Source organism: Lutimaribacter degradans (assembly GCF_023703375.1).
GTDB classification, from domain to species: domain Bacteria; phylum Pseudomonadota; class Alphaproteobacteria; order Rhodobacterales; family Rhodobacteraceae; genus Lutimaribacter; species Lutimaribacter degradans.
The window spans coordinates 129,545-149,063 of the sequence record NZ_JAMQGO010000003.1 but is presented as its reverse complement, the minus strand read 5'-3'; the positions used below and the strand labels follow the sequence as shown (position 1 = coordinate 149,063).

Genomic DNA, 19,519 nt, shown 5'->3' with positions numbered 1-19,519 from the left:
TGCGCCTGAACGGCCCCCTAGGATGTCCGTGCTGAACGGGACCCAGGTGCTGGAACATGATGACGGCTTATTTCCAATCGCAGCGCCTTCCACGCATCGCGTCGGACGCTGCGCTTTCGGGCCTGCTGCCCGAGCGTGCGCATTGGGTGCCGATGCCGGGCGGGCGCACGAACCATATCTGGCGTGTCGAGAGTGATCAGGCGCCGCTGGTGGTCAAGCTTTACATCAAGCAGGCCGGGACACCGCTTTTCCCCAACGATGACAGGGCGGAATATGCGGTCTTGCAGCATCTTGCCGGGTCGGGGTTGGCGCCACACCCTGTTGCGCATGTTGCAACTGCCGCTGGACCATGTGTCATATATCGGCATGTGCCCGGCAGCCATTCGTCGTCTGACCCGGCTGGAATTGGCGCGGTTTTGCGCCATCTTCACCGGATCGCGCCACCGGCCGGTTTGCGCCATGTTGCCAGCGGCAGCGCCGCAATTTTACGGAAGGGCGATGAAATTTTGGCTCAATGTGAAGATGACGCGGGTTTGCGTGCGTTTCGGCCAAAACTCGCGGTCGGTGCAACCGCTGACCCGGTATTTCTGCATGGTGACCCGGTGCCCGCCAACATTCTTGCCACCGCGCAGGGGTCATGCCTAATCGATTGGCAATGCCCCGCAGTGGGGGATCGCTGCGAAGACCTGGCAATTTGCCTGTCGCCGGCGATGCGGTTTCTTTACGGTGGCCAACCGCTGGGCCGGGAGAACGAGAACAGATTTTTACAGGCTTATGGTGATCCGGCTACCGTGGCGCGGTATCGTGCATTGGCCCCGGCATTTCACTGGCGCATGGCGGCCTATTGCCAATGGCGCGCGCAACGACGCGAACCTGATAACAGCCATGCAAAAGAGCTGGAGTTATCGGCCCTGCGTGCGCTGGCTTAACCCATCAAGTGCAGGATGAGCGCGGTGCCGGCCGCGCCACCAAGCGCACCGACAGCGACACCCAGCCACACGACCCAGCCACTGCGCGTCCTGGGGGCTTCTTTTCCACTGGCCTGACGCACCAATGCGTCTTCCACGAGGCCGGGCAAACGCGGGCCAAAGCGCGCCAGGACCATCGCCGTTTTCCCCAGGTCGCGCGCCAGCGCGGCGGGGCCAATGGATTGCCGGATATAGTTTTCCACGACGGGCTGTGCCACTTTCCAGATGTTGATCTGGGGATTGAGCGAGCGCGCAACCCCTTCGACCACGACCATGGTGCGTTGCAGCAGGATCAGCTCGGTCCGTGTTTCCATCCCGAACCTTTCCGTCACCTCGAACAGGTAGTTCAGCAGCCGACCCATTGATACCTTCGTGGCGTCCAGGCCGAAAATGGGTTCGCCCACTGCGCGCAGGGCCCTGGCGAATTCATCCACATCGCGATCGGCGGGCACATAGCCCGCCTCGAAATGGACCTCGGCCACCCGTTTGTAATCCTTGCGGATAAAGCCATAGAGAATCTCGGCGTAGACGCGGCGGGTATATTCGTCGATATGGCCCATGATCCCGAAATCGTAGGCGATGATGTCACCATCGGGCGCGACCTTCAGGTTACCCTGGTGCATGTCCGCATGGAAAAACCCGTCGCGCAGCGCGTGGTTCAGGAACAGTTGCAGCACCCGTTCGCCCAGTTCGGCACGGTTGTGGCCTGCCGCGTCCAGTGCCGCGTTGTCGCCCAGTGCCACGCCCTCCGCCCAGCCCATCGTCATCACGCGCCGCCCTGAAAACCGCCACTTGATTTCCGGCAGCGCAAAGCCAGCGTCATTGGTGGTGTTGGCCGCGAACTCGCTTGCCGAGGACGCCTCGAGCCGCAAATCCAACTCTCCCATGACAACGCCTTCGAAATGGGCGATCACATCGTTGGGGCGCAACCGGCGGGCAAAGGGGGCCAGAAATTCGATGACATCGGCCGCCAAGTAGAACGCGTCGATATCCTTTCGGAAAGCGCGTTCGATGCCGGGGCGCAGCACCTTGATGGCCACCGCTTCGCCCGTGTCGCGCAGCCGCGCCTTGTGCACCTGCGCGATCGAAGCCGCCGCGACGGGTTCGCTGATCTCCAGGAACACGTCATCGGCCGGTTCACCAAGCTCGGATTCGATGCTTTTGCGCGCCGCGGCCAGCGAAAAGGGCGGCAGCTTGTCCTGCAAGACGCGCAGCTGGTTGGCCAGTTCATCACCCACCACGTCGGGCCGGGTCGAAAGCACCTGCCCGAACTTGATATAGGCCGGGCCCAGTGCCGTAAGCGCGCGGGTGGCGGGTGGCATGGACGGGTCACCCTTGTAGCCCAGCCAGCGAAATGGCCAGACGATGGCGCGCAATACGATTCGCACGCTGCGCGGCGCGTCGAAGGCGTCGAGCACGACTTTCATGGCCTCGGTGCGTTCCAGCGTGGCGCCAGTGCGGATCAGCCGCCAGATGTTGTGGGGCCCGCGCATATCAGAGCTTCCAGCCAGAATGCAGGCAGGCGATGCCCATGCTCAGGTTGCGATATTTTGCATTCTCGAACCCTGCGGCGCGCACCATGCCCAGAAAGGTTTCCTGATCCGGAAACTTGCGAATCGATTCCACGAGGTATTGGTAACTGTCCCGATCATTGGCGATGGCCTGCCCAAGACGGGGGATGATGTTGAATGAATACAGGTCATAGACCTTCTGCATAAGGTCGTTCGGGATCTGGCTGAACTCGAGAACCATCAACCGGCCACCGGGGCGTAGCACGCGAAACGCCTCGTTCAGGGCCTCTTGGGGCCGGGTGACGTTTCGTATACCGAAGCTGATCGTGTAGGTGTCAAAGGTGTTGTCGGGAAAGGGCAGGGCCATCGCGTCGCCCACCACCCAATCGAGGCTGTCGGAAAGGCGCTCGGCCTCGGCGCGTTTGCGGCCTTCGATCAGCATGGGTTCGGTCAGGTCAAGAACCGTGGCGTGGGCGTAGCCTGCCCGCGCGAGATAGCGAAAGGCGATATCACCCGTGCCGCCCGCCACGTCCAGCAGGCGCGTGCCGGGGCGCGGGGCCAGCCAATCCATCATCGCATCTTTCCATATGCGGTGGATGCCCATGCTCATCGCGTCGTTCATCACGTCATATTTCGAGGCGACCGAACCGAACACGCCACGCACGCGGCCCGCCTTTTCGGATTCGGGGATGTCCTCAAAGCCGAAATGGGTGGTTTTCTGTTGCTCGTCGCTCATGGGGCTTGCCGTTCCTTTTTCTCTGCCTTTCTTATAGGGCGCTGGCTGGGCGCTGCAATGCGCCCTTATGTCTTGAAAGGACCGCAGCCCATGCCCGAACTGCCCGAGGTGGAAACCGTGCGCCGCGGCCTGACCCCCGTTATGGAGGGCCAGGTAATCGCCCGGGCGCAGGTCAACCGGCCCGATTTGCGCTGGCCCTTTCCGCCCGACATGGCGGCGCGGCTGACGGGGCGGCGTGTGGCGGCGCTGCGGCGGCGGTCAAAGTATATCCTGGCCGATCTCGATTCGGGTGAAACCCTGCTGATTCACCTGGGAATGTCGGGGCGGATGCTGATTTCGGGCGATCCCTTGGGGGTTTTCGTACATGATCACCCGGCGCTGGAAAAGCATGATCACGTGGTGTTGGACATGGAGAATGGCGCACGCATCACCTTTAATGATCCGCGCCGTTTTGGCGCGATGGACCTGTTGCCGACAGCCACGGCCGACCAGCACAAGTTGCTTTCCGTGCTGGGGCCGGAACCGCTGGGAAATGACTTCAACGAACCGCACCTGATCGCCGCGTTCGCTGGCCGAAACACGCCGGTAAAATCCGCGCTGCTCGATCAGCATATCGTCGCCGGGCTGGGAAATATCTATGTGTGTGAGGCACTTTACCGTGCAGGCATTCACCCCGGTCGCAAGGCCGGGCGCATCTCGGCGCGTCGTGTCGCCGCACTGGTGCCGATCATCCGGCAGGTGCTGGTCGATGCCATCGCCGCGGGCGGATCTTCATTGCGTGACTTTCGCCAGGCGGATGGTGAGCTGGGGTATTTCCAGCACGCGTTCGATGTTTATGGCCGTGCAGGTCAGCCGTGTCGCAGGCCCGATTGCGGCGGCACCATCGCGCGGATCGTGCAATCCGGACGGTCCAGTTTCTACTGCCCTGCTTGCCAAAGATAGCTTGAACCGTGACGCAAGACTGGTAAGCGTTACGTCCTGATCGAAACAAGCGAAAGCAAACTTCATGGCCTATGAGACGATCATCGTCGAAGTAGAAGACCACGTCGCCCTAATCAAACTCAACCGTCCCGACGCGATGAATGCCCTGAACGACCAGCTTCTGGGCGAGCTCTCGGACGCGTTGGCGGCGGCGCAAAACAACGATAAGGTGCGCTGCATCGTTTTGACTGGTAGCGAAAAGGCATTCGCCGCTGGCGCCGACATCAAGATGATGAGCGAGAAAAGCTTTGTCGACGTATTCGCAGGCGATCTGTTTACCGCCGAAACCGATGCAATCTGCCGCGTGCGCAAACCGATCATCGCGGCGGTGTCGGGATATGCGCTGGGCGGCGGGTGCGAGCTGGCGATGATGTGCGATTTCATCATCGCATCGGATACCGCCAAGTTCGGGCAGCCCGAGATCAACCTTGGTGTCATGGCCGGTATCGGCGGTACCCAGCGCCTGACCCGTGCCGTTGGCAAGGCCAAGGCAATGGACATGAACCTGACCGGGCGCTTCATGGATGCCGAAGAGGCCGAACGTGCCGGGCTGGTCAGCCGTATCGTGCCCTGCAAGGAACTGATGAAGGAAACCTTGGCGGCTGCTGGCAAGATTGCCGAGAAATCGATGATCACGGTGATGGCGGTCAAGGAATCGGTAAACCGTTCGTTCGAAACGACCCTGTCCGAGGGCATGTTGTTCGAGCGCCGCGTCTTCCATTCGCTTTTTGCGACCGAAGATCAAAAGGAAGGCATGGCCGCTTTCCTGGAAAAGCGCACCGCGCAATTCCGCGACCGTTAATTCAACACGGGGCCGCCACGATGGCGGCCCTGTTTTCTTTTGTGGTTTTCAAGCGCGCGATGTTGCGCTATAGGCCACGACCATAAATGCGCGTGTAGCCCGCTCTGGCTCGAATTTTATCCGGCCTTCTGCCCTGCCGGATCGGGTTTGCATAGTGCAAGACATTTGAACCGAACCCGAAAGACAAAGGTCAGACATCATGGCAAATACGCCCCAGTCGAAAAAACGCGCTCGCCAGCTCGAGCGTCGCACTGCCGTAAACAAAGCCCGCCGTTCGCGCATCCGCACCTACCTGCGCAAGGCCGAAGAGGCGATCGCCTCGGGAGACAAGGTTGCCGCGCAAGCTGCGCTGCAGGCGTGCCAGCCCGAACTGATGCGTGGCGTCAGCAAGGGTGTTTTCCACAAGAACACCGCATCCCGTAAAATATCGCGACTCGCGGCGCGGGTTAAGGCTTTGGGCTGATACAAGGCGTAGCATGATCCAGTATGATTTTGCTCGGGGCGTTGCAGTGATGCAGCGCCCTTTTTCATGACATCAATGGATTCAATGCGCTTCTGCGAATGCGAAAGATTCTTTTTCGTGAAAGATAGAGTCAAGCGTGAAGAACAGTTGCCGCGCTGTTCGCCATCTTGCTAATTTCCACCCTGCGAGTCACATCGCCTTGGGGGGACAGGTTAGAATCGAGCGCACGGAACAGGCGCGCGTTCGGTTATATGGAAAAAACTCGCGCCTTGTTGCCGGCGCATGGTTTTTCCAAGGGGCGTTCTGCGGCCCAACCCGTCCGACAAGATATTCGGTGCATGATCACCGTGCGTAAACCCGGAGGAGGGACTCCGTGCACGTGATCCTTGCCGAACCAATAAATGCAACCCGAACACGGGTGGCGACCAGCTGAGCAGTGTCAGCGGGGTAGTGATTTTTTGCATTCTACGGGCGACGAGCCGTGGGGGCGCAGTGCGTTTTGGAATAAGCGGCGAGCAAACGGGGAAAAGATGACGCAGGAACAATGGGGTCAGGTGTGCAAGAACTTGCTGGGCAGTGTTGGGCAGAACAACTTCACCAACTGGATTGAGCCGATCGAATTCCTGGACATCCGCGAAGGTGTTGCGGTGTTCAACGTGCCGACCAGCTTCATGGGCAACTATGTCTCGCAGAATTTCGGTGACCTGATACTGCATCAACTGACCCGCGCCGGCGAGGATGTGCGCCGTCTGCAGTTCCAGGTCGCAACCAATAACCCTGCCCGCGCCGAGAGGCATCAAGCCGCAAGCCGGGTTAATGGTGCCGACATGACCGCAAAGGCCGCCCCCACGCCTGCCGCACAGAACGAACTTTTGCCGGGCGCCCCGCTGGATGCGCGATTCACCTTTGACAATTTCGTGGTCGGCAAGCCCAACGAACTGGCCCACGCCGCGGCCAGGCGAGTCGCCGAAGGCGGGCCTGTCACCTTCAATCCGCTGTTTTTGTATGGTGGCGTCGGGTTGGGTAAAACGCACCTGATGCACGCCATCGCGCATGAACTCAGGGCGCGCCAGCCCGACCTGAACGTGGTATACTTGTCGGCCGAGCAATTCATGTATCGTTTCGTTCAGGCGTTGCGCGATCGCCGCATGATGGATTTCAAGCAGCTGTTCCGCGCGGTCGATGTTCTGATGGTTGATGACGTGCAGTTCATTGCCGGCAAGGACAGTACGCAGGAAGAATTCTTCCACACTTTCAATGCGCTGATTGACGCCAACAAGCAGATCATCATTTCGGCTGACCGTGCGCCGGGCGAGATCAAGGATCTTGAGGACCGTATCAAAAGCCGCCTGCAATGCGGGCTGGTGGTCGACCTGCACCCCACGGATTACGAGCTTCGGCTAGGCATCCTGCAATCCAAGGTCGACACGTTCCGCAACCAATACCCCGACCTGGTTCTGGCGGATGGTGTGCTCGAATTCCTGGCCCATCGCATCAGCACAAATGTTCGTGTTCTCGAAGGTGCGCTGACGCGGCTATTTGCTTTTGCGTCGCTTGTGGGCTGCGAAATCACCCTGGACATGACCCAGGATTGCCTGGCCGATGTCTTGCGTGCCTCGGAACGCAAGATCACGATCGAGGAAATTCAGCGCCGGGTGGCCGAGCATTACAATATCCGCCTGTCCGACCTGGTCGGACCCAAGCGCGTGCGCAGCTTTGCCCGCCCCCGTCAGGTGGCCATGTTCCTGTGCAAGCAACTGACCAGCCGCAGCCTGCCCGAGATAGGCCGCCGTTTCGGCGGGCGTGACCACACCACGGTGATGCATGGTGTCAAACGGATAGACGAGCTGCGCGTGCAAGACGGGCAGATTGCCGAAGATATAGAAATGCTGCGCCGCACGCTTGAGGCGTAAGCGCAACTGACGGCAGGGCGTCGGGCTGGCATTGCTTGCCGCCCTTGACGCCCTTTGCATTTCCTTGGACAACCAAACAAAAGCCTTGAGCAGGTGGTGAAATGCGATACCTTGCTGCTCCCGGCGATAGTCCGGCATCGGAGAGGAACGAGGGTCATGAAACTCAGCATCGAACGCGGCACGCTGCTCAAGGCCGTTTCTCAGGCGCAATCGGTTGTCGAGCGGCGCAACACCATTCCGATTCTCGCCAACGTGTTAATCGAAGCCGAAGGCTCGGAGGTGCATTTCCGTGCCACCGATCTGGACATCGAGGTTGTGGACAAGGCCCCCGCCCAGGTCGAGCGGGCCGGCGCAACAACTGTTTCGGCTGTCACGCTGCATGAAATCGTGCGCAAACTGCCCGACGGCGCGTTGGTGACGCTTACGGATGACGGTGCCAACGGGCGGCTTTCCGTCACCGCCGGCCGGTCGCAGTTCAACCTGGCGACGCTGCCGAAGGAAGATTTCCCGGTAATGGCTTCTTCGGAATACAGCTCGAACTTCACCGCGGATGCGCCGGTGTTGCGGCGCCTTTTCGACAAGTCGAAATTTGCCATCTCGACCGAGGAAACCCGATATTACCTGAACGGTGTCTACATGCACGTGGCTGAAGCCGATGGTGGCAAGGTGCTGCGCTGCGTGGCCACCGATGGCCATCGCCTGGCCCGGATCGACGCCGATCTGCCGGCGGGCGCCGAGGATATGCCCGGCGTGATCGTGCCTCGCAAGACCGTGGGCGAATTGCGCAAGCTGCTGGAAGACGACGATACGAAAATCGCCGTTTCGGTCAGTGAAACCAAGGTTCGCTTTGCCGCACCCGACATCACGCTGACATCCAAGGTGATCGATGGCACCTTCCCCGATTACACCCGTGTCATCCCGCAAGGGAACACGCGCAAGATGGAGGTGGATGCGAGCGAGTTTGCCGCCGCCGTCGACCGTGTGGCAACCGTTAGCTCGGAACGTTCGCGCGCGGTCAAGATGCAGTTGGACGAGGATCGTCTGATCTTGTCGGTCAACGCGCCGGACAGCGGTGCCGCCGAAGAAGAACTGGCCGTGGCCTATGGTGACGAGCGGCTGGAGATCGGGTTCAACGCGAAGTACCTGCTGGAGATTGCCAGCCAGGTTGACCGTGAAAATGCCGTGTTCCTTTTCAATTCGGCGGGTGATCCCACGCTGATGCGCGAAGGCAACGACACCAGTGCGGTCTATGTTGTCATGCCCATGCGGGTGTGACGGCCAGCGCCCGCGTGCCCGGCCTTTACCTGTCTGACCTGACGCTGTCGCATTTCCGCTCGCACCTGTCGGCGCGGCTGTCGCTCGATGCGCGGCCGGTGGCAATTCATGGCCCAAACGGTGCGGGAAAGACCAACCTGATCGAGGCTGTTTCGCTGTTCTCGCCCGGGCGCGGCCTGCGGCGCGCCGCAGCACAAGACATGGTGCGCCGCCCCGAAGCTCTGGGTTGGAAAATCACCGGAATCCTGCACGCGCCGGGCGGTGCCCGTGAGGTTGAAACCTGGTCCGAAAACGGGGCTGCACGGCAAGTGCGTATTGATGCGAAGGCCGGCACACAACTGGTGCTGGGCCGCATCGCGCGCGTGTTGTGGTTGGTGCCCAGCATGGACAGGCTCTGGATCGAAAGCGCCGAAGGGCGACGGCGATTTCTGGACCGCATGACGATGAGCTTCACCCCCGATCATGCCGAGGTGGTGCTGAGTTACGAAAAGGCCATGCGCGAACGCAACCGCCTTCTGAAAGACCAGGTGCGGGACGGGCATTGGTATGTCGCGCTGGAACGCCAGATGTCCGAGTCGGGTGCACAGATCCATGCCAATCGCCAGGCGGCGCTGATCCGGCTTGATGCCGCGCAGACCGAGGCCGAAACGGCCTTTCCCGCCGCCCGGTTGGAGTTGGTGCAATCCGAAGGCGCCATGCCTGAAACCGTGTCTGATTTGCGCGAGGCGCTGTCCGAGGGCCGGTTTCGCGACCTGGCCGCCGGGCGCACGCTGATTGGCCCGCACAGGACCGATCTGTTTGGGGTCTACGCCGCCAAGGGCGTGCCCGCGCGCGATTGTTCAACTGGCGAACAGAAGGCTTTACTGGTGTCGCTGGTCCTTGCCAATGGCCGCGCGCTTGCGCGTGATTTCGGCGCGCCACCGCTGCTTTTGCTGGATGAGGTCGCGGCACATCTGGATGCCGGCCGTCGTGCCGCTCTTTATGATGAGATCTGCGCGCTTGGCGCACAGGCCTGGATGACCGGGACTGGGGCCGAGCTGTTTGCCGAGCTTGGGGATCGCGCGCAATACATCGAGGTGACCGAGGAAAACGGCACCTCGATCACCCGGCAGAGCGATCCGGCGTAGCCTTCGCAAGATCCCGCAAAATATGGTGTATCCGCGTGACATTCCCCACCACGGATCGTATAAAAGCGCCATAAGAACAAGGAAGTCCTAAATGGCAGAGAACGCGCAGACCTCGCAGGAATATGGTGCAAGTTCCATCAAGGTTCTCAAGGGGTTGGAGGCCGTCCGCAAGCGGCCCGGCATGTATATCGGTGACACCGACGACGGGTCGGGCCTGCATCACATGGTCTACGAGGTCGTTGATAACGGCATCGACGAGGCTTTGGCGGGCCACGCCGACTACGTGCGGGTCACGATTCACGCCGATAGCAGCGTGTCCGTGCGCGACAACGGGCGCGGCGTGCCGGTGGATATCCACGAGGGAGAAGGCGTTTCCGCAGCCGAGGTCATCATGACTCAGCTGCACGCGGGCGGCAAATTCGATCAGAATTCCTACAAGGTGTCGGGTGGCCTGCACGGGGTGGGGGTTTCGGTGGTGAACGCCCTGTCCGATTGGCTGGAGCTCCGCATCTGGCGCAATGGCAAAGAGCATTACGCAAGGTTTGAACGCGGCGATACGGTCGAGCATCTCAGGGTTACTGGCGACGCCGAGGGCGAAACCGGCACCGAGGTGCGGTTCCTTGCGTCGACCACCACGTTTTCGAACCTCGATTACAGTTTCGAAATGCTGGAAAAGCGCCTGCGTGAGCTGGCTTTTCTGAACTCGGGCGTGCGTATCATTTTGCAGGATGAACGCCCCGCGGAACCCGTGAAAACCGAGCTTGTATATGAAGGCGGGGTCAGGGAGTTCGTGAAATACCTCGACAGGTCGAAATCCGCGATGATCCCCGAGCCGATCTTCATGGAAGGGGAGCGGGACGGTATCGGTGTCGAGGTCGCGATGTGGTGGAATGACAGCTACCACGAGAACGTCCTGCCCTTTACCAACAACATCCCGCAGCGCGACGGCGGCACCCACATGGCGGGCTTTCGCGGCGCGTTGACCCGGACGTTGGGCAAGTATGCGCAGGAGTCGGGCATCGCGAAAAAGGAAAAGATCAGCTTTACCGGCGATGATGCGCGCGAGGGTCTGACCTGCGTTCTGTCGGTCAAGGTGCCCGATCCGAAGTTCAGCAGCCAAACTAAGGACAAGCTGGTCAGTTCCGAGGTGCGCCCCGCGGTTGAAAACCTTGTGAACGAAAAGCTGGCAGAGTGGTTCGAGGAGCATCCGAACGAGGCCAAAATGATCGTTTCCAAGATCGTCGAGGCCGCGCTTGCGCGCGAGGCTGCCCGCAAGGCGCGCGAACTGACCCGCCGCAAGACGGCGATGGATGTGAATTTCCTGGCCGGCAAGCTGAAGGATTGTTCCGAGAAAGATGCCAGCAAGACCGAGCTGTTCCTTGTCGAGGGCGACAGCGCCGGGGGCTCGGCGCAGACAGGGCGCGATCGGCGCACGCAGGCCATCCTGCCCTTGCGCGGCAAGATCCTGAACGTGGAGCGCGCGCGGTTCGACAAGATGTTGTCGAGCCAGGAAATCGGAAACCTCGTGATGGCACTGGGAACGGGTATCGGACGCGACGAGTTCGACATCTCCAAGCTGCGTTACCACAAGATCGTCATCATGACTGATGCCGACGTGGACGGTGCGCATATCCGCACGCTTTTGCTGACGTTCTTCTATCGTCAGATGCCCGAACTGATCGAAGGCGGATATCTCTATATCGCGCAACCACCACTATACAAGGTGATGCGCGGCAAGTCCGAGGTCTATCTGAAAGACCACACCGCTCTGGAAGATTACCTGATCAACCAGGGCACCGACGGGGCGGTGCTGCGCCTGGGCAATGGCGAGGAAATAATTGGCCAAGATTTGGTGCGCGTTGTCGAGGAAGCCCGCCAGACCAAGCGTATTCTGGAAGCGTTCCCAACGCATTACCCTCACCATATACTGGAACAGGCGGCGATTGCAGGCGCGTTTGAAACGGGTCGTGCCGATGCTGACCTCCAAGGTGTGGCTGATGACGTGGCCCGCCGGTTGGACCAGGTTGCCTTCGAGTACGAGCGCGGCTGGCAGGGTCGTATCACGCAGGATAATGGCATTCGCCTGACCCGCGTGGTGCGCGGTGTCGAAGAGGCGCGTACGCTGGACGGGCAAGTTCTGCGCTCGGGCGAGGCGCGGCGTCTGGGCGCGATGACACAGGCGTTGCGCGCGGTCTATACGCAGCCCGGACACCTTGTTCGAAAGGATCGGCTGACTGACATTCACGGCCCGCTAAACCTTTTGCAGGCGATCTTGATCGAGGGTGAAAAGGGGCTGCAACTGCAACGCTACAAGGGGTTGGGTGAAATGAACCCAGACCAGCTTTGGGAAACAACGCTGGACCCGAATGCGCGCACCTTGTTGCAGGTCAAGGTCGATGACATGGCCGAGGCGGATGACCTGTTCACCAAGCTCATGGGTGACGTTGTGGAACCGCGCCGTGAGTTCATCCAGAAAAATGCGTTGAACGTGGAAAATCTGGATTTCTAAGGGTTGGGTGCCGGGCGTGGGTGCCCTTTGCCAAGTTTAGCCGACAAACGGGGCGTTGGGTGGACCGCGGCGTGATTCAGCGCCGCGCGTCCCAACTGAGCGAGGCGTGACGGCGTGTGTAAAACTCGCCCATCAGCCCTATCATCAGCAGCACAAGCCCCACCCAGAACGCGTATTCCCAGTTTGAATAGCGCGGGAAGTAGTTGATGAAGACATAGCCGCGCGCCTGGTCGATGCTGTGGAACAGCGGATTCCAGTCGAACATTGCCAGCATGTAGGCGGGCAGGGTGTTGGCCACGAACATCTTTCCCGAAGCGATCATGTTGGCGCGCTGATAGATCGTGGTGAAAATGCTGACGAAAGTGGGAAACCACGGCTTGATCGCCAAGAGCAGCACCCCCAACCCAAGGCCCGTGAACCATGCCAGCATGATCATGCCGAAAGCCGAGGTGGGATCCTGAATCTCGAATGGCGTAAAAGCCACGTCATAGATGAACAAGATCACGAAAAGCGACAACACCTGAATATAGAGTGTCGACAGGGCCGCGGCCATGATCGCGATGATCGTGTTCATTGGGGCGTGCTTCATCATCGGCGAGGCGGGCCCTTCAGCCCCCACGACCGCGCCAAGCGTCTTGGCATGTGTCATGTAAAGGAAGATGCCCGACATGATATAAAGCAGAAAATCGCCTCTCAGGGCAGCGCTACGCAGACCCAACACCGAGAACAGCACGTAAAATGCCAGAACGAAGATCGCCACTTGCAACATGTTCATGACAAGCGCCATCAGCGCGTTGCCATGTGCCTTGCGCACGCTGCGCACGGTGCTGTGATAGATCAGCTCGAATATGGTCAGCGCCGAGAAGATGCTTGACTGACGCATGGGGCGTTGTTGAAACATGGCCTCACTGCTCCGCATGTTGTGGGGAATTGCCACGGAATTCTTGCTGACCCTATGGGCTTGTACCATAAGGGGTAACGCCGGAATTGGCAATTCGTGCCGCGAATGGCGGCCCACAGGCAGGAGAAATCATTTGGATTACGAAAAACTTACACAGGTCATGCGGCGGCTGGCGCTTGAGGCCGGCGACACGATCATGGAAATTTACAATGCCGATGATTTTGACGTTAAGGTCAAGTCCGACGAAAGCCCGGTGACCGAGGCCGACGAGGCAGCGGATGCGCTGATCTCGTCGGGGTTGCGCGCTGAGTTTCCCGACATGACCCTGGTAACAGAAGAGCAGTCAGAATCGCACGGCCAGACGGCCAACACTTTTCTTATCGTTGATCCGCTGGACGGCACGAAGGAGTTCATCAAGCGCCGTGGTGATTTCACGGTGAATATCGCCTATGTGGAAAATGGTGTGCCGACACGCGGCGTGGTTTATGCCCCCGCCAAGGGTCGGATGTTCCTGACCTTGGCAGATGGCAGCGCGGTTGAGGAGCAGGGCCCCTTTTCCAAGGAAAAGATGGGCACCGCCCGACCGATCCGGGTCAGTGATGCCGACAACGGCGCGTTGAATGTCGTGGCGTCGAAATCGCACCGCGACGAGGCGACCGACGATTACATAAACAAATATGCGGTGGCGGATATAAAATCGGCAGGCTCGTCTTTGAAATTCTGCCTTGTGGCCACGGGCGAGGCCGATCTTTACCCCCGTGTTGGCCGCACGATGGAATGGGACACCGCCGCCGGCCATGCGGTTTTGCATGGCGCGGGCGGCCGCGTGGTGCGGTTCGACGATCATAGCCCGCTGACCTACGGCAAGGCTGGCTTTGCCAACCCGTTCTTCATCGCTTTTGCGCCCAGCGTCGATCTGAAATCGGCATGAGCGTACTGGTCGTCATTCCGGCACGCTTCGCCTCGTCGCGGTATCCGGGCAAACCGCTGGTGGGGCTTACCGGCGCCAGCGGCGAAACCCGCAGCCTGGTAGAGCGCAGCTGGTGGGCAGCACGGCAGGTTGCCGGTGTTGAAAAGGTCGTGGTGGCCACTGATGACGACCGGATTCGCGAGGCTGCGCAAGGGTTCGGTGCCGAGGTGGTGATGACCTCGACTGATTGTCAGAACGGCACGGAACGCTGTGCCGAGGCGCACGCGGTCCTGGGTGGTGGCTTCGATATCGTGGTAAACCTGCAAGGAGACGCACCGTTGACGCCGCATTGGTTCGTCGAAGACCTGGTAAGCGGTCTGCAAGATGATCCAAACGCACACGTGGCCACGCCTGTTCTGCGTTGTGATGGGCGCGCGTTGAACGGTTTTCTGGATGACCGTCTCGCAGGTCGCGTCGGGGGCACGACGGCCGTGTTCGGGGCGGGGCGGCATGCCCTCTATTTCTCGAAAGAGGTGATCCCGTTTACGCCGCAACGCTATGACGACGACGCCGACACGCCGGTTTTTCACCATGTGGGCGTCTATGCTTACCGCCCCGACGCCCTGGCCGAATATCCCGGCCTTGCTACCGGCCCGTTGGAGCAGCTCGAAGGCCTGGAACAGCTTCGCTTTCTTGAACACGGTCATGCCATTCTGTGTGTCGAGGTGGCCGCGCGTGGGCGCCAGTTCTGGGAATTGAACAACCCCGAAGACGTGCCCCGTATCGAGGCGATGATGGCCGAGATGGGGATGGAATGACCGCCCTGCGGGCCAGCGTTGTCATCGTCAGCCGTGGCCGACCTGACGCGCTGTGCCTGTGCCTGGCCGGGATCGCCCGGTTGCGCAATGTCGAATACGAGGTGATCGTGGTCGCCGATCCGGTCGGGCTGGCTGCCGCTCGGACCTTGCCGTTTGCCTCTGATCTCAAGCTGGTCGAGTTCGATCGTGCCAATATTTCCGAGGCACGCAACCTTGGCATTGCACAGGCGGCAGGCGATGTGGTGGCCTTTATCGACGATGATGCCGTGCCCGAGCCGCGCTGGCTGGCGCACCTGATCCGGCCCTTTGATGATGCGCGGGTTGCAGCGGCCAGCGGATTTGTTCGTGGGCGCAATGGAATATCGTTTCAATGGAAGGCGCGTACGGTCGACACCACCGGCCGGGCGTATCCTGCGGATGTTGATCCGCTGGCCGTGACCCTGCTGCACCCCCCCGAGGGCCGCGCGGTCAAGACCGAGGGCACGAACATGGCGGTGCGCCGCGAGGTTCTGGCCGAGATAGGTGGTTTTGATCCGGCGTTCCGCTTCTACCTCGATGAAACCGACCTGAACATGCGACTGGCCCGTGGCGGCTATGCAACCGCCATCGTTCCCTTGGCGCAGGTGCATCATGCCTATGCCCCTAGCGCACGCCGAAACGCCGAGCGTGCTGTGACCGATCTGCACGAAATCGGCGCCTCGACATCGGTGTATTTGCGCAATCACCACCCGCACCCCGATGCCTGGCCTGCACTTGTCGCGAGCATACGCGCCGAGCAACGCCAGCGCCTGATCGCACAGATGATTGATGGCCGTCTTGAGCCGCGTGACGTGCGCCAGAATCTTCGGCGGTTTGACGCCGGAATAGCCGAAGGCCGACACAGACCGCCGATGCCGGTGGACCGAATCGTACCTTCGCCAAGTGATTTTCGGTTTTTTCCCAGCCTTGCCACCGGCCCAACCGAGATATTGGCGGGCCGACTATGGAGTGGCGCACGCCTGCGTTGCGAAGCGTCGCAACGGGCCGAAAATGGCGCTACTGTTTCGCTTTACGTTTTTTCCCACACGGGTCTGTTCCACTCGGTCCGATTCTTGCCCGAAGGTGTGTGGCTGCAGCGTGGGGGTCTGTGGGGGCGTAGCGACAGGACTGACCCGCTTTGGCGATGGTGGAGGTTCGAGAGTAGACTGAAACACGAGATCGCGCGCACGACGGGTGTCAGATAGGTGCAAAAACGTTGACTTTTTGGCCTTTTGACAACTTAAGTTTCTGATCTGGTCCAATTCCGCGCATTTCTAAGTGTAGGGTCGTAAAGTTGTGACTAGAAGTGTAGACTATTTAGCGCAATAGGCGTTTTGCATTCTAAAAAAGGGTTACGAGGCAACAGATGAAGAAGAAGGTAACAAAAGCAATTTTTCCCGTCGCGGGCTTGGGCACAAGATTCCTGCCGGCAACGAAATCTGTTCCGAAAGAAATCATGACCCTGGTCGATCGCCCGTTGATTCAATATGCGATCGATGAAGCCCGGGCCGCCGGTATCAAGGAATTCATTTTCGTCACGTCGCGTGGCAAAAGCGCATTGGAAGATTATTTCGACGAAGCGCCGCAAATTGAACAAAAGCTGCGCAAGGACGGTAAGACCGAGCTTTTGGAAACGCTCAAGTCCACCAACATGGAGTCGGGTGCCATTGCCTATCTCCGCCAGCACAAGCCGCTGGGCTTGGGCCATGCCGTTTGGTGTGCGCGGCGCCTCATCGCGAACGAACCGTTTGCCGTCATCCTGCCCGATGATGTGATTTCAGCCGAAAAGCCCTGCCTGCAGCAGATGGTCGAAGCCTATGAAGAGACCGGCGGCAACATCGTGGCTGCGATGGAGGTGCCGCCCGAAAAGGCCAAGTCTTACGGCGTTCTCGATATCGAAAAAGACATGGGGTCGATGGTGTCGGTCAAAGGCATGGTCGAAAAACCCGCGCCAGGTACCGAACCGTCGAACCTGGCCGTGATCGGGCGCTACATCCTGACACCAGCCGTTTTGCAGAACCTGAACAAGTTGAAAGTCGGCGCCAGCGGTGAAATTCAGTTGACCGATGCGATTGCCGCGCAGATCGGCAGTGAGCAGGGCGTCTATGGTTACCGGTTCCGCGGACAGCGCTTTGATTGCGGCTCAAAAGCCGGTTTCTTGCAGGCTACCGTTGCCTTTGGCCTGTCGCGCCCCGATTTGCGGGACGAGCTGTCGCAGTATCTGCAAGAGATCGTCGCGCACGACAAGGCAGCCGAGTAAAGCGGCCTGCGCCCGCAGTGATCGGCACGCCACTTGGAAACGATGCTTACATCCTAGACCTGTCGCGGCTTGTCAGCCGCGCCGGGCGCGTTGCGACCGGCGTTGACCGGGTAGAGCGCGCCTATCTGGATCATTTGTTGGGGCTTGATGCGCCGGTGTTTGCCCTTGTGCGCACCGCCTACGGCTATGCCTTGCTGGATCGGGCGGGTATGGGGCAACTGGCTTCGCGCCTTGAGAGAAAGCAGCCGTGGGGCCCGGTCGATGTGCTATCACGCTTGCGGCGGGGCCTGTCTTTGGCGCGGAAACGGGCCGAGGCAGATGTGCGGCGCCTCGCAATGGCCCGCTGCTTGCCGTCGCACCTGCCCCGCATGTTGGCCCGATCCGTGCCGGGCGGGGCGATCTATCTGAACGTAGGCCATTCCAACCTGACGGAACGCGTGCTGCGCGCAGTCAAGCAAGGGGCAAGGGCGCGTATCGAGGTGATGATCCATGACACGATACCGCTGGATTACCCCGAATTTCAGCGCCCCGAGGTGGTCGCGCGCTTTGGCCCTATGCTGCGGCGTGTCTGTGCGCAGGCTGATCGGATCATTTGCAATTCGCATGTGACGGCGGCGGACGTGACCCGCATTGCGGACCAGTGGGGCGCGCTCCCCCCGCTGGTCGTGGCGCATCTGGGCGTTACAGCCCCCAGACCGGCGCCCGAATGGCCGCACCCTGCCGGGCTTGACCCGCGTCGCCCATATTTCATCACCGTCGGAACGATCGAGCCGCGCAAGAACCACGCCTTTCTTCTGGATCTCTGGTCTGCGCTGGCCCAGTCGGGGGCTAGGCCGATGCCGCAATTGCTGATCTGTGGTGGTCGCGGCTGGCAAAACGCGAATGTGTTCGAGCGGTTGGATCGCGACGCGATGATGGGGCGCGATGTGTTCGAGCACCCGGACCTTACCGATGCACAGTTGGGCGCGGCCATGACAGGCGCGGCAGGGTTGCTGTTTCCCAGCCTTGCCGAAGGCTTTGGCCTGCCCCCGGCCGAGGCTGCGGCCATGGGTGTGCCGGTGATCTGCAACGATCTGCCCGTCTTTCGGGAAATTTTGGGCGACATTCCCGTTTACGCAGACGTGAACGAAATATATCATTGGCAAACAACGATAATGGCACTTGTTGCCGAAATCAGGGCAGGCAGAAAGAGGCAGCCGGCAGCCATGCCTTCGTGGGAAACGCATTTCAATACCGTCTTAAACAAGCCGGTATAGTGCCGAGTTGGGTGCTAAAAAGCACCAGGGTAGAACAAGGATTACGATATTGGGGGTGTGGCAGTCATATCGGCTCAGGCTTCAACGCAAGCGCTGGTTGATCCGCGCCTTTCGTAAACGGCGTGAACTGCGATCGGTCATCAATCGCACCGCGCAGATCAAGCCGGGCGACATCCTGCTGTTTTCGACCCAGCGGAATGAAGTTACGCGTCTGCCCTATTTCCTGAAATACTATCGCGACATTGGCGTGAATCACTTTGTTATCGTCGACAACGATAGCGACGATGGATCATTGGATTACCTGGTCGACCAGCCTGACGTATCGGTTTGGTATACGCGGCACAGCTACAAGCGGTCGCGGTTCGGCGTGGATTGGCTGAACTGGTTGCAGCGAAAATACGGGCATGAGCATTGGACACTGGTTGTCGATCCTGACGAGTTTCTTGTTTACCCGTTTTGCGACACTCGGCCCTTGCGCGCGCTCACGGATTGGCTGGACGCCTCATCGATCAAGTCGTTCTCTGCCATGCTGCTGGATATGTATCCGAAGGGGCCGATCGACGAGCAACCCTATCGCGCCGGGCAGGATCCCTTGGAAATTGCCAGTTGGTTCGATGCGGGGAATTACACGATTTCGCGCAACCATCGTTTCGGAAACTTGTGGATCCAGGGCGGGCCACGGGCGAGGGTCTTCTTTCCCGACATGCCGGAAAGCGCGCCTGCGTTGAACAAGATCCCGCTGGTGAAATGGGACAGGCGCTATGCCTATGTCAGCTCGACCCACATGTTGCTGCCGCGGGGCCTGAACCTTGTCTATGATGAATGGGGCGGTGAAAAGGCAAGCGGCGTGCTGCTGCACACCAAGTTCCTGGACACGTTCACCGTGAAAGCCGCCGAAGAGCTGACCCGCAAACAGCATTACGCGGCAAGTGTGGAATACAAGGCCTATGCTGCAGCATTGCAGGACAACCCCGATCTTTGGTGCAAGTGGTCGGAAAAATACATAAACTGGCGGCAGTTGGAAATTCTGGGGCTGATGTCCAAGGGCAACTGGGCATGAGGTGGATCGCA

General features: G+C 60.1%; 17 protein-coding genes. 14 read left to right on the top strand and 3 right to left on the bottom strand.

Translation table 11 applies throughout. The features are described 5' to 3' along the window. Nucleotides 1-56: 56 nt before the first annotated feature. Nucleotides 57-929, top strand: a complete 873-nt coding sequence (locus M8744_RS07000; RefSeq protein ID WP_252409403.1) for a phosphotransferase family protein — start codon at nucleotides 57-59, stop codon at nucleotides 927-929. Here the strand turns inward: M8744_RS07000 and ubiB are convergent. After that, a complete protein-coding gene (gene ubiB / locus M8744_RS06995) occupies nucleotides 926-2,461 on the bottom strand; it encodes a 2-polyprenylphenol 6-hydroxylase (RefSeq protein ID WP_251411560.1) in 1,536 nt (511 codons plus the stop codon). The genes M8744_RS07000 and ubiB overlap by 4 nt on opposite strands. 1 nt (nucleotide 2,462) lies before the next feature. Continuing rightward, nucleotides 2,463-3,215: a bifunctional demethylmenaquinone methyltransferase/2-methoxy-6-polyprenyl-1,4-benzoquinol methylase UbiE gene (gene ubiE / locus M8744_RS06990; RefSeq protein ID WP_251411557.1), complete on the bottom strand. Its 753-nt coding sequence runs from the start codon at nucleotides 3,213-3,215 to the stop codon at nucleotides 2,463-2,465. A gap of 90 nt (nucleotides 3,216-3,305) precedes the next feature. On the opposite strand from ubiE, the gene mutM reads away from it, so the two are divergent. From mutM to gyrB, 7 genes are all read left to right on the top strand, one after another. Continuing rightward, nucleotides 3,306-4,157 (top strand): bifunctional DNA-formamidopyrimidine glycosylase/DNA-(apurinic or apyrimidinic site) lyase, encoded by an 852-nt coding sequence (mutM, locus tag M8744_RS06985; protein WP_251411554.1) that lies wholly within the window; start codon nucleotides 3,306-3,308, stop codon nucleotides 4,155-4,157. Between the two features lie 64 nt (nucleotides 4,158-4,221). After that, nucleotides 4,222-4,998: an enoyl-CoA hydratase gene (locus tag M8744_RS06980; RefSeq protein WP_251411551.1), complete on the top strand. Its 777-nt coding sequence runs from the start codon at nucleotides 4,222-4,224 to the stop codon at nucleotides 4,996-4,998. A gap of 199 nt (nucleotides 4,999-5,197) precedes the next feature. Next, nucleotides 5,198-5,461: a 30S ribosomal protein S20 gene (gene rpsT, locus M8744_RS06975; protein ID WP_251411548.1), complete on the top strand. Its 264-nt coding sequence runs from the start codon at nucleotides 5,198-5,200 to the stop codon at nucleotides 5,459-5,461. 530 nt (nucleotides 5,462-5,991) lie between these two features. After that, a complete protein-coding gene (gene dnaA, locus M8744_RS06970) occupies nucleotides 5,992-7,374 on the top strand; it encodes a chromosomal replication initiator protein DnaA (RefSeq protein WP_251411545.1) in 1,383 nt (460 codons plus the stop codon). Between the two features lie 156 nt (nucleotides 7,375-7,530). Continuing rightward, nucleotides 7,531-8,649 carry a DNA polymerase III subunit beta gene (dnaN, locus tag M8744_RS06965; protein WP_251411542.1) on the top strand — a complete coding sequence of 373 codons (1,119 nt, stop codon included), beginning with the start codon at nucleotides 7,531-7,533 and terminating at the stop codon, nucleotides 8,647-8,649. A gap of 14 nt (nucleotides 8,650-8,663) precedes the next feature. After that, nucleotides 8,664-9,776: a DNA replication/repair protein RecF gene (gene recF, locus M8744_RS06960; protein WP_251412422.1), complete on the top strand. Its 1,113-nt coding sequence runs from the start codon at nucleotides 8,664-8,666 to the stop codon at nucleotides 9,774-9,776. A gap of 91 nt (nucleotides 9,777-9,867) precedes the next feature. Then, the gene (gyrB, locus tag M8744_RS06955) at nucleotides 9,868-12,285 is read left to right on the top strand and encodes a DNA topoisomerase (ATP-hydrolyzing) subunit B (protein ID WP_251411539.1); all 2,418 of its coding nucleotides are present in this window, start codon (nucleotides 9,868-9,870) and stop codon (nucleotides 12,283-12,285) included. A 76-nt stretch (nucleotides 12,286-12,361) separates the two neighbouring features. Here gyrB and M8744_RS06950 read toward each other — a convergent pair whose 3' ends face one another. Next, nucleotides 12,362-13,186 (bottom strand): ABC transporter permease, encoded by an 825-nt coding sequence (locus M8744_RS06950; RefSeq protein ID WP_251411536.1) that lies wholly within the window; start codon nucleotides 13,184-13,186, stop codon nucleotides 12,362-12,364. A gap of 133 nt (nucleotides 13,187-13,319) precedes the next feature. Here M8744_RS06950 and cysQ point away from each other — a divergent pair, with 133 nt between their 5' ends. The 6 genes from cysQ to M8744_RS06920 all read left to right on the top strand — a co-directional run bounded on the left by cysQ (nucleotide 13,320) and on the right by M8744_RS06920 (nucleotide 19,508). Continuing rightward, complete coding sequence (gene cysQ, locus M8744_RS06945; RefSeq protein WP_251411533.1) at nucleotides 13,320-14,117, top strand: 3'(2'),5'-bisphosphate nucleotidase CysQ; 798 nt, start codon at nucleotides 13,320-13,322, stop codon at nucleotides 14,115-14,117. Continuing rightward, the gene (locus M8744_RS06940; protein WP_251411530.1) at nucleotides 14,114-14,914 is read left to right on the top strand and encodes a 3-deoxy-manno-octulosonate cytidylyltransferase; all 801 of its coding nucleotides are present in this window, start codon (nucleotides 14,114-14,116) and stop codon (nucleotides 14,912-14,914) included. Before cysQ ends, M8744_RS06940 begins: the two co-directional genes overlap by 4 nt. After that, the gene (locus tag M8744_RS06935) at nucleotides 14,911-16,137 is read left to right on the top strand and encodes a glycosyltransferase family 2 protein (protein ID WP_251411527.1); all 1,227 of its coding nucleotides are present in this window, start codon (nucleotides 14,911-14,913) and stop codon (nucleotides 16,135-16,137) included. Before M8744_RS06940 ends, M8744_RS06935 begins: the two co-directional genes overlap by 4 nt. A gap of 161 nt (nucleotides 16,138-16,298) precedes the next feature. Further along, nucleotides 16,299-17,192 (top strand): UTP--glucose-1-phosphate uridylyltransferase GalU, encoded by an 894-nt coding sequence (gene galU, locus M8744_RS06930; RefSeq protein ID WP_251411524.1) that lies wholly within the window; start codon nucleotides 16,299-16,301, stop codon nucleotides 17,190-17,192. A gap of 17 nt (nucleotides 17,193-17,209) precedes the next feature. Next, complete coding sequence (locus M8744_RS17815) at nucleotides 17,210-18,448, top strand: glycosyltransferase family 4 protein (RefSeq protein ID WP_251411522.1); 1,239 nt, start codon at nucleotides 17,210-17,212, stop codon at nucleotides 18,446-18,448. A gap of 49 nt (nucleotides 18,449-18,497) precedes the next feature. Then, nucleotides 18,498-19,508 carry a glycosyltransferase family 2 protein gene (locus M8744_RS06920; protein WP_251411519.1) on the top strand — a complete coding sequence of 337 codons (1,011 nt, stop codon included), beginning with the start codon at nucleotides 18,498-18,500 and terminating at the stop codon, nucleotides 19,506-19,508. Nucleotides 19,509-19,519 lie beyond the last annotated feature (11 nt).

Coding starts and splice junctions, on each gene's coding strand:
- M8744_RS06980 (WP_251411551.1), top strand. CDS start 4,222: ATGGCCTATGAGACGATCATCGTCGAAGTAGAAGACCACGTCGCCCTA.
- ubiB (WP_251411560.1), bottom strand. CDS start 2,461: ATGCGCGGGCCCCACAACATCTGGCGGCTGATCCGCACTGGCGCCACG.
- rpsT (WP_251411548.1), top strand. CDS start 5,198: ATGGCAAATACGCCCCAGTCGAAAAAACGCGCTCGCCAGCTCGAGCGT.
- ubiE (WP_251411557.1), bottom strand. CDS start 3,215: ATGAGCGACGAGCAACAGAAAACCACCCATTTCGGCTTTGAGGACATC.
- gyrB (WP_251411539.1), top strand. CDS start 9,868: ATGGCAGAGAACGCGCAGACCTCGCAGGAATATGGTGCAAGTTCCATC.
- mutM (WP_251411554.1), top strand. CDS start 3,306: ATGCCCGAACTGCCCGAGGTGGAAACCGTGCGCCGCGGCCTGACCCCC.
- dnaA (WP_251411545.1), top strand. CDS start 5,992: ATGACGCAGGAACAATGGGGTCAGGTGTGCAAGAACTTGCTGGGCAGT.
- dnaN (WP_251411542.1), top strand. CDS start 7,531: ATGAAACTCAGCATCGAACGCGGCACGCTGCTCAAGGCCGTTTCTCAG.
- M8744_RS06950 (WP_251411536.1), bottom strand. CDS start 13,186: ATGTTTCAACAACGCCCCATGCGTCAGTCAAGCATCTTCTCGGCGCTG.
- M8744_RS06935 (WP_251411527.1), top strand. CDS start 14,911: ATGACCGCCCTGCGGGCCAGCGTTGTCATCGTCAGCCGTGGCCGACCT.
- M8744_RS07000 (WP_252409403.1), top strand. CDS start 57: ATGATGACGGCTTATTTCCAATCGCAGCGCCTTCCACGCATCGCGTCG.
- galU (WP_251411524.1), top strand. CDS start 16,299: ATGAAGAAGAAGGTAACAAAAGCAATTTTTCCCGTCGCGGGCTTGGGC.
- M8744_RS06940 (WP_251411530.1), top strand. CDS start 14,114: ATGAGCGTACTGGTCGTCATTCCGGCACGCTTCGCCTCGTCGCGGTAT.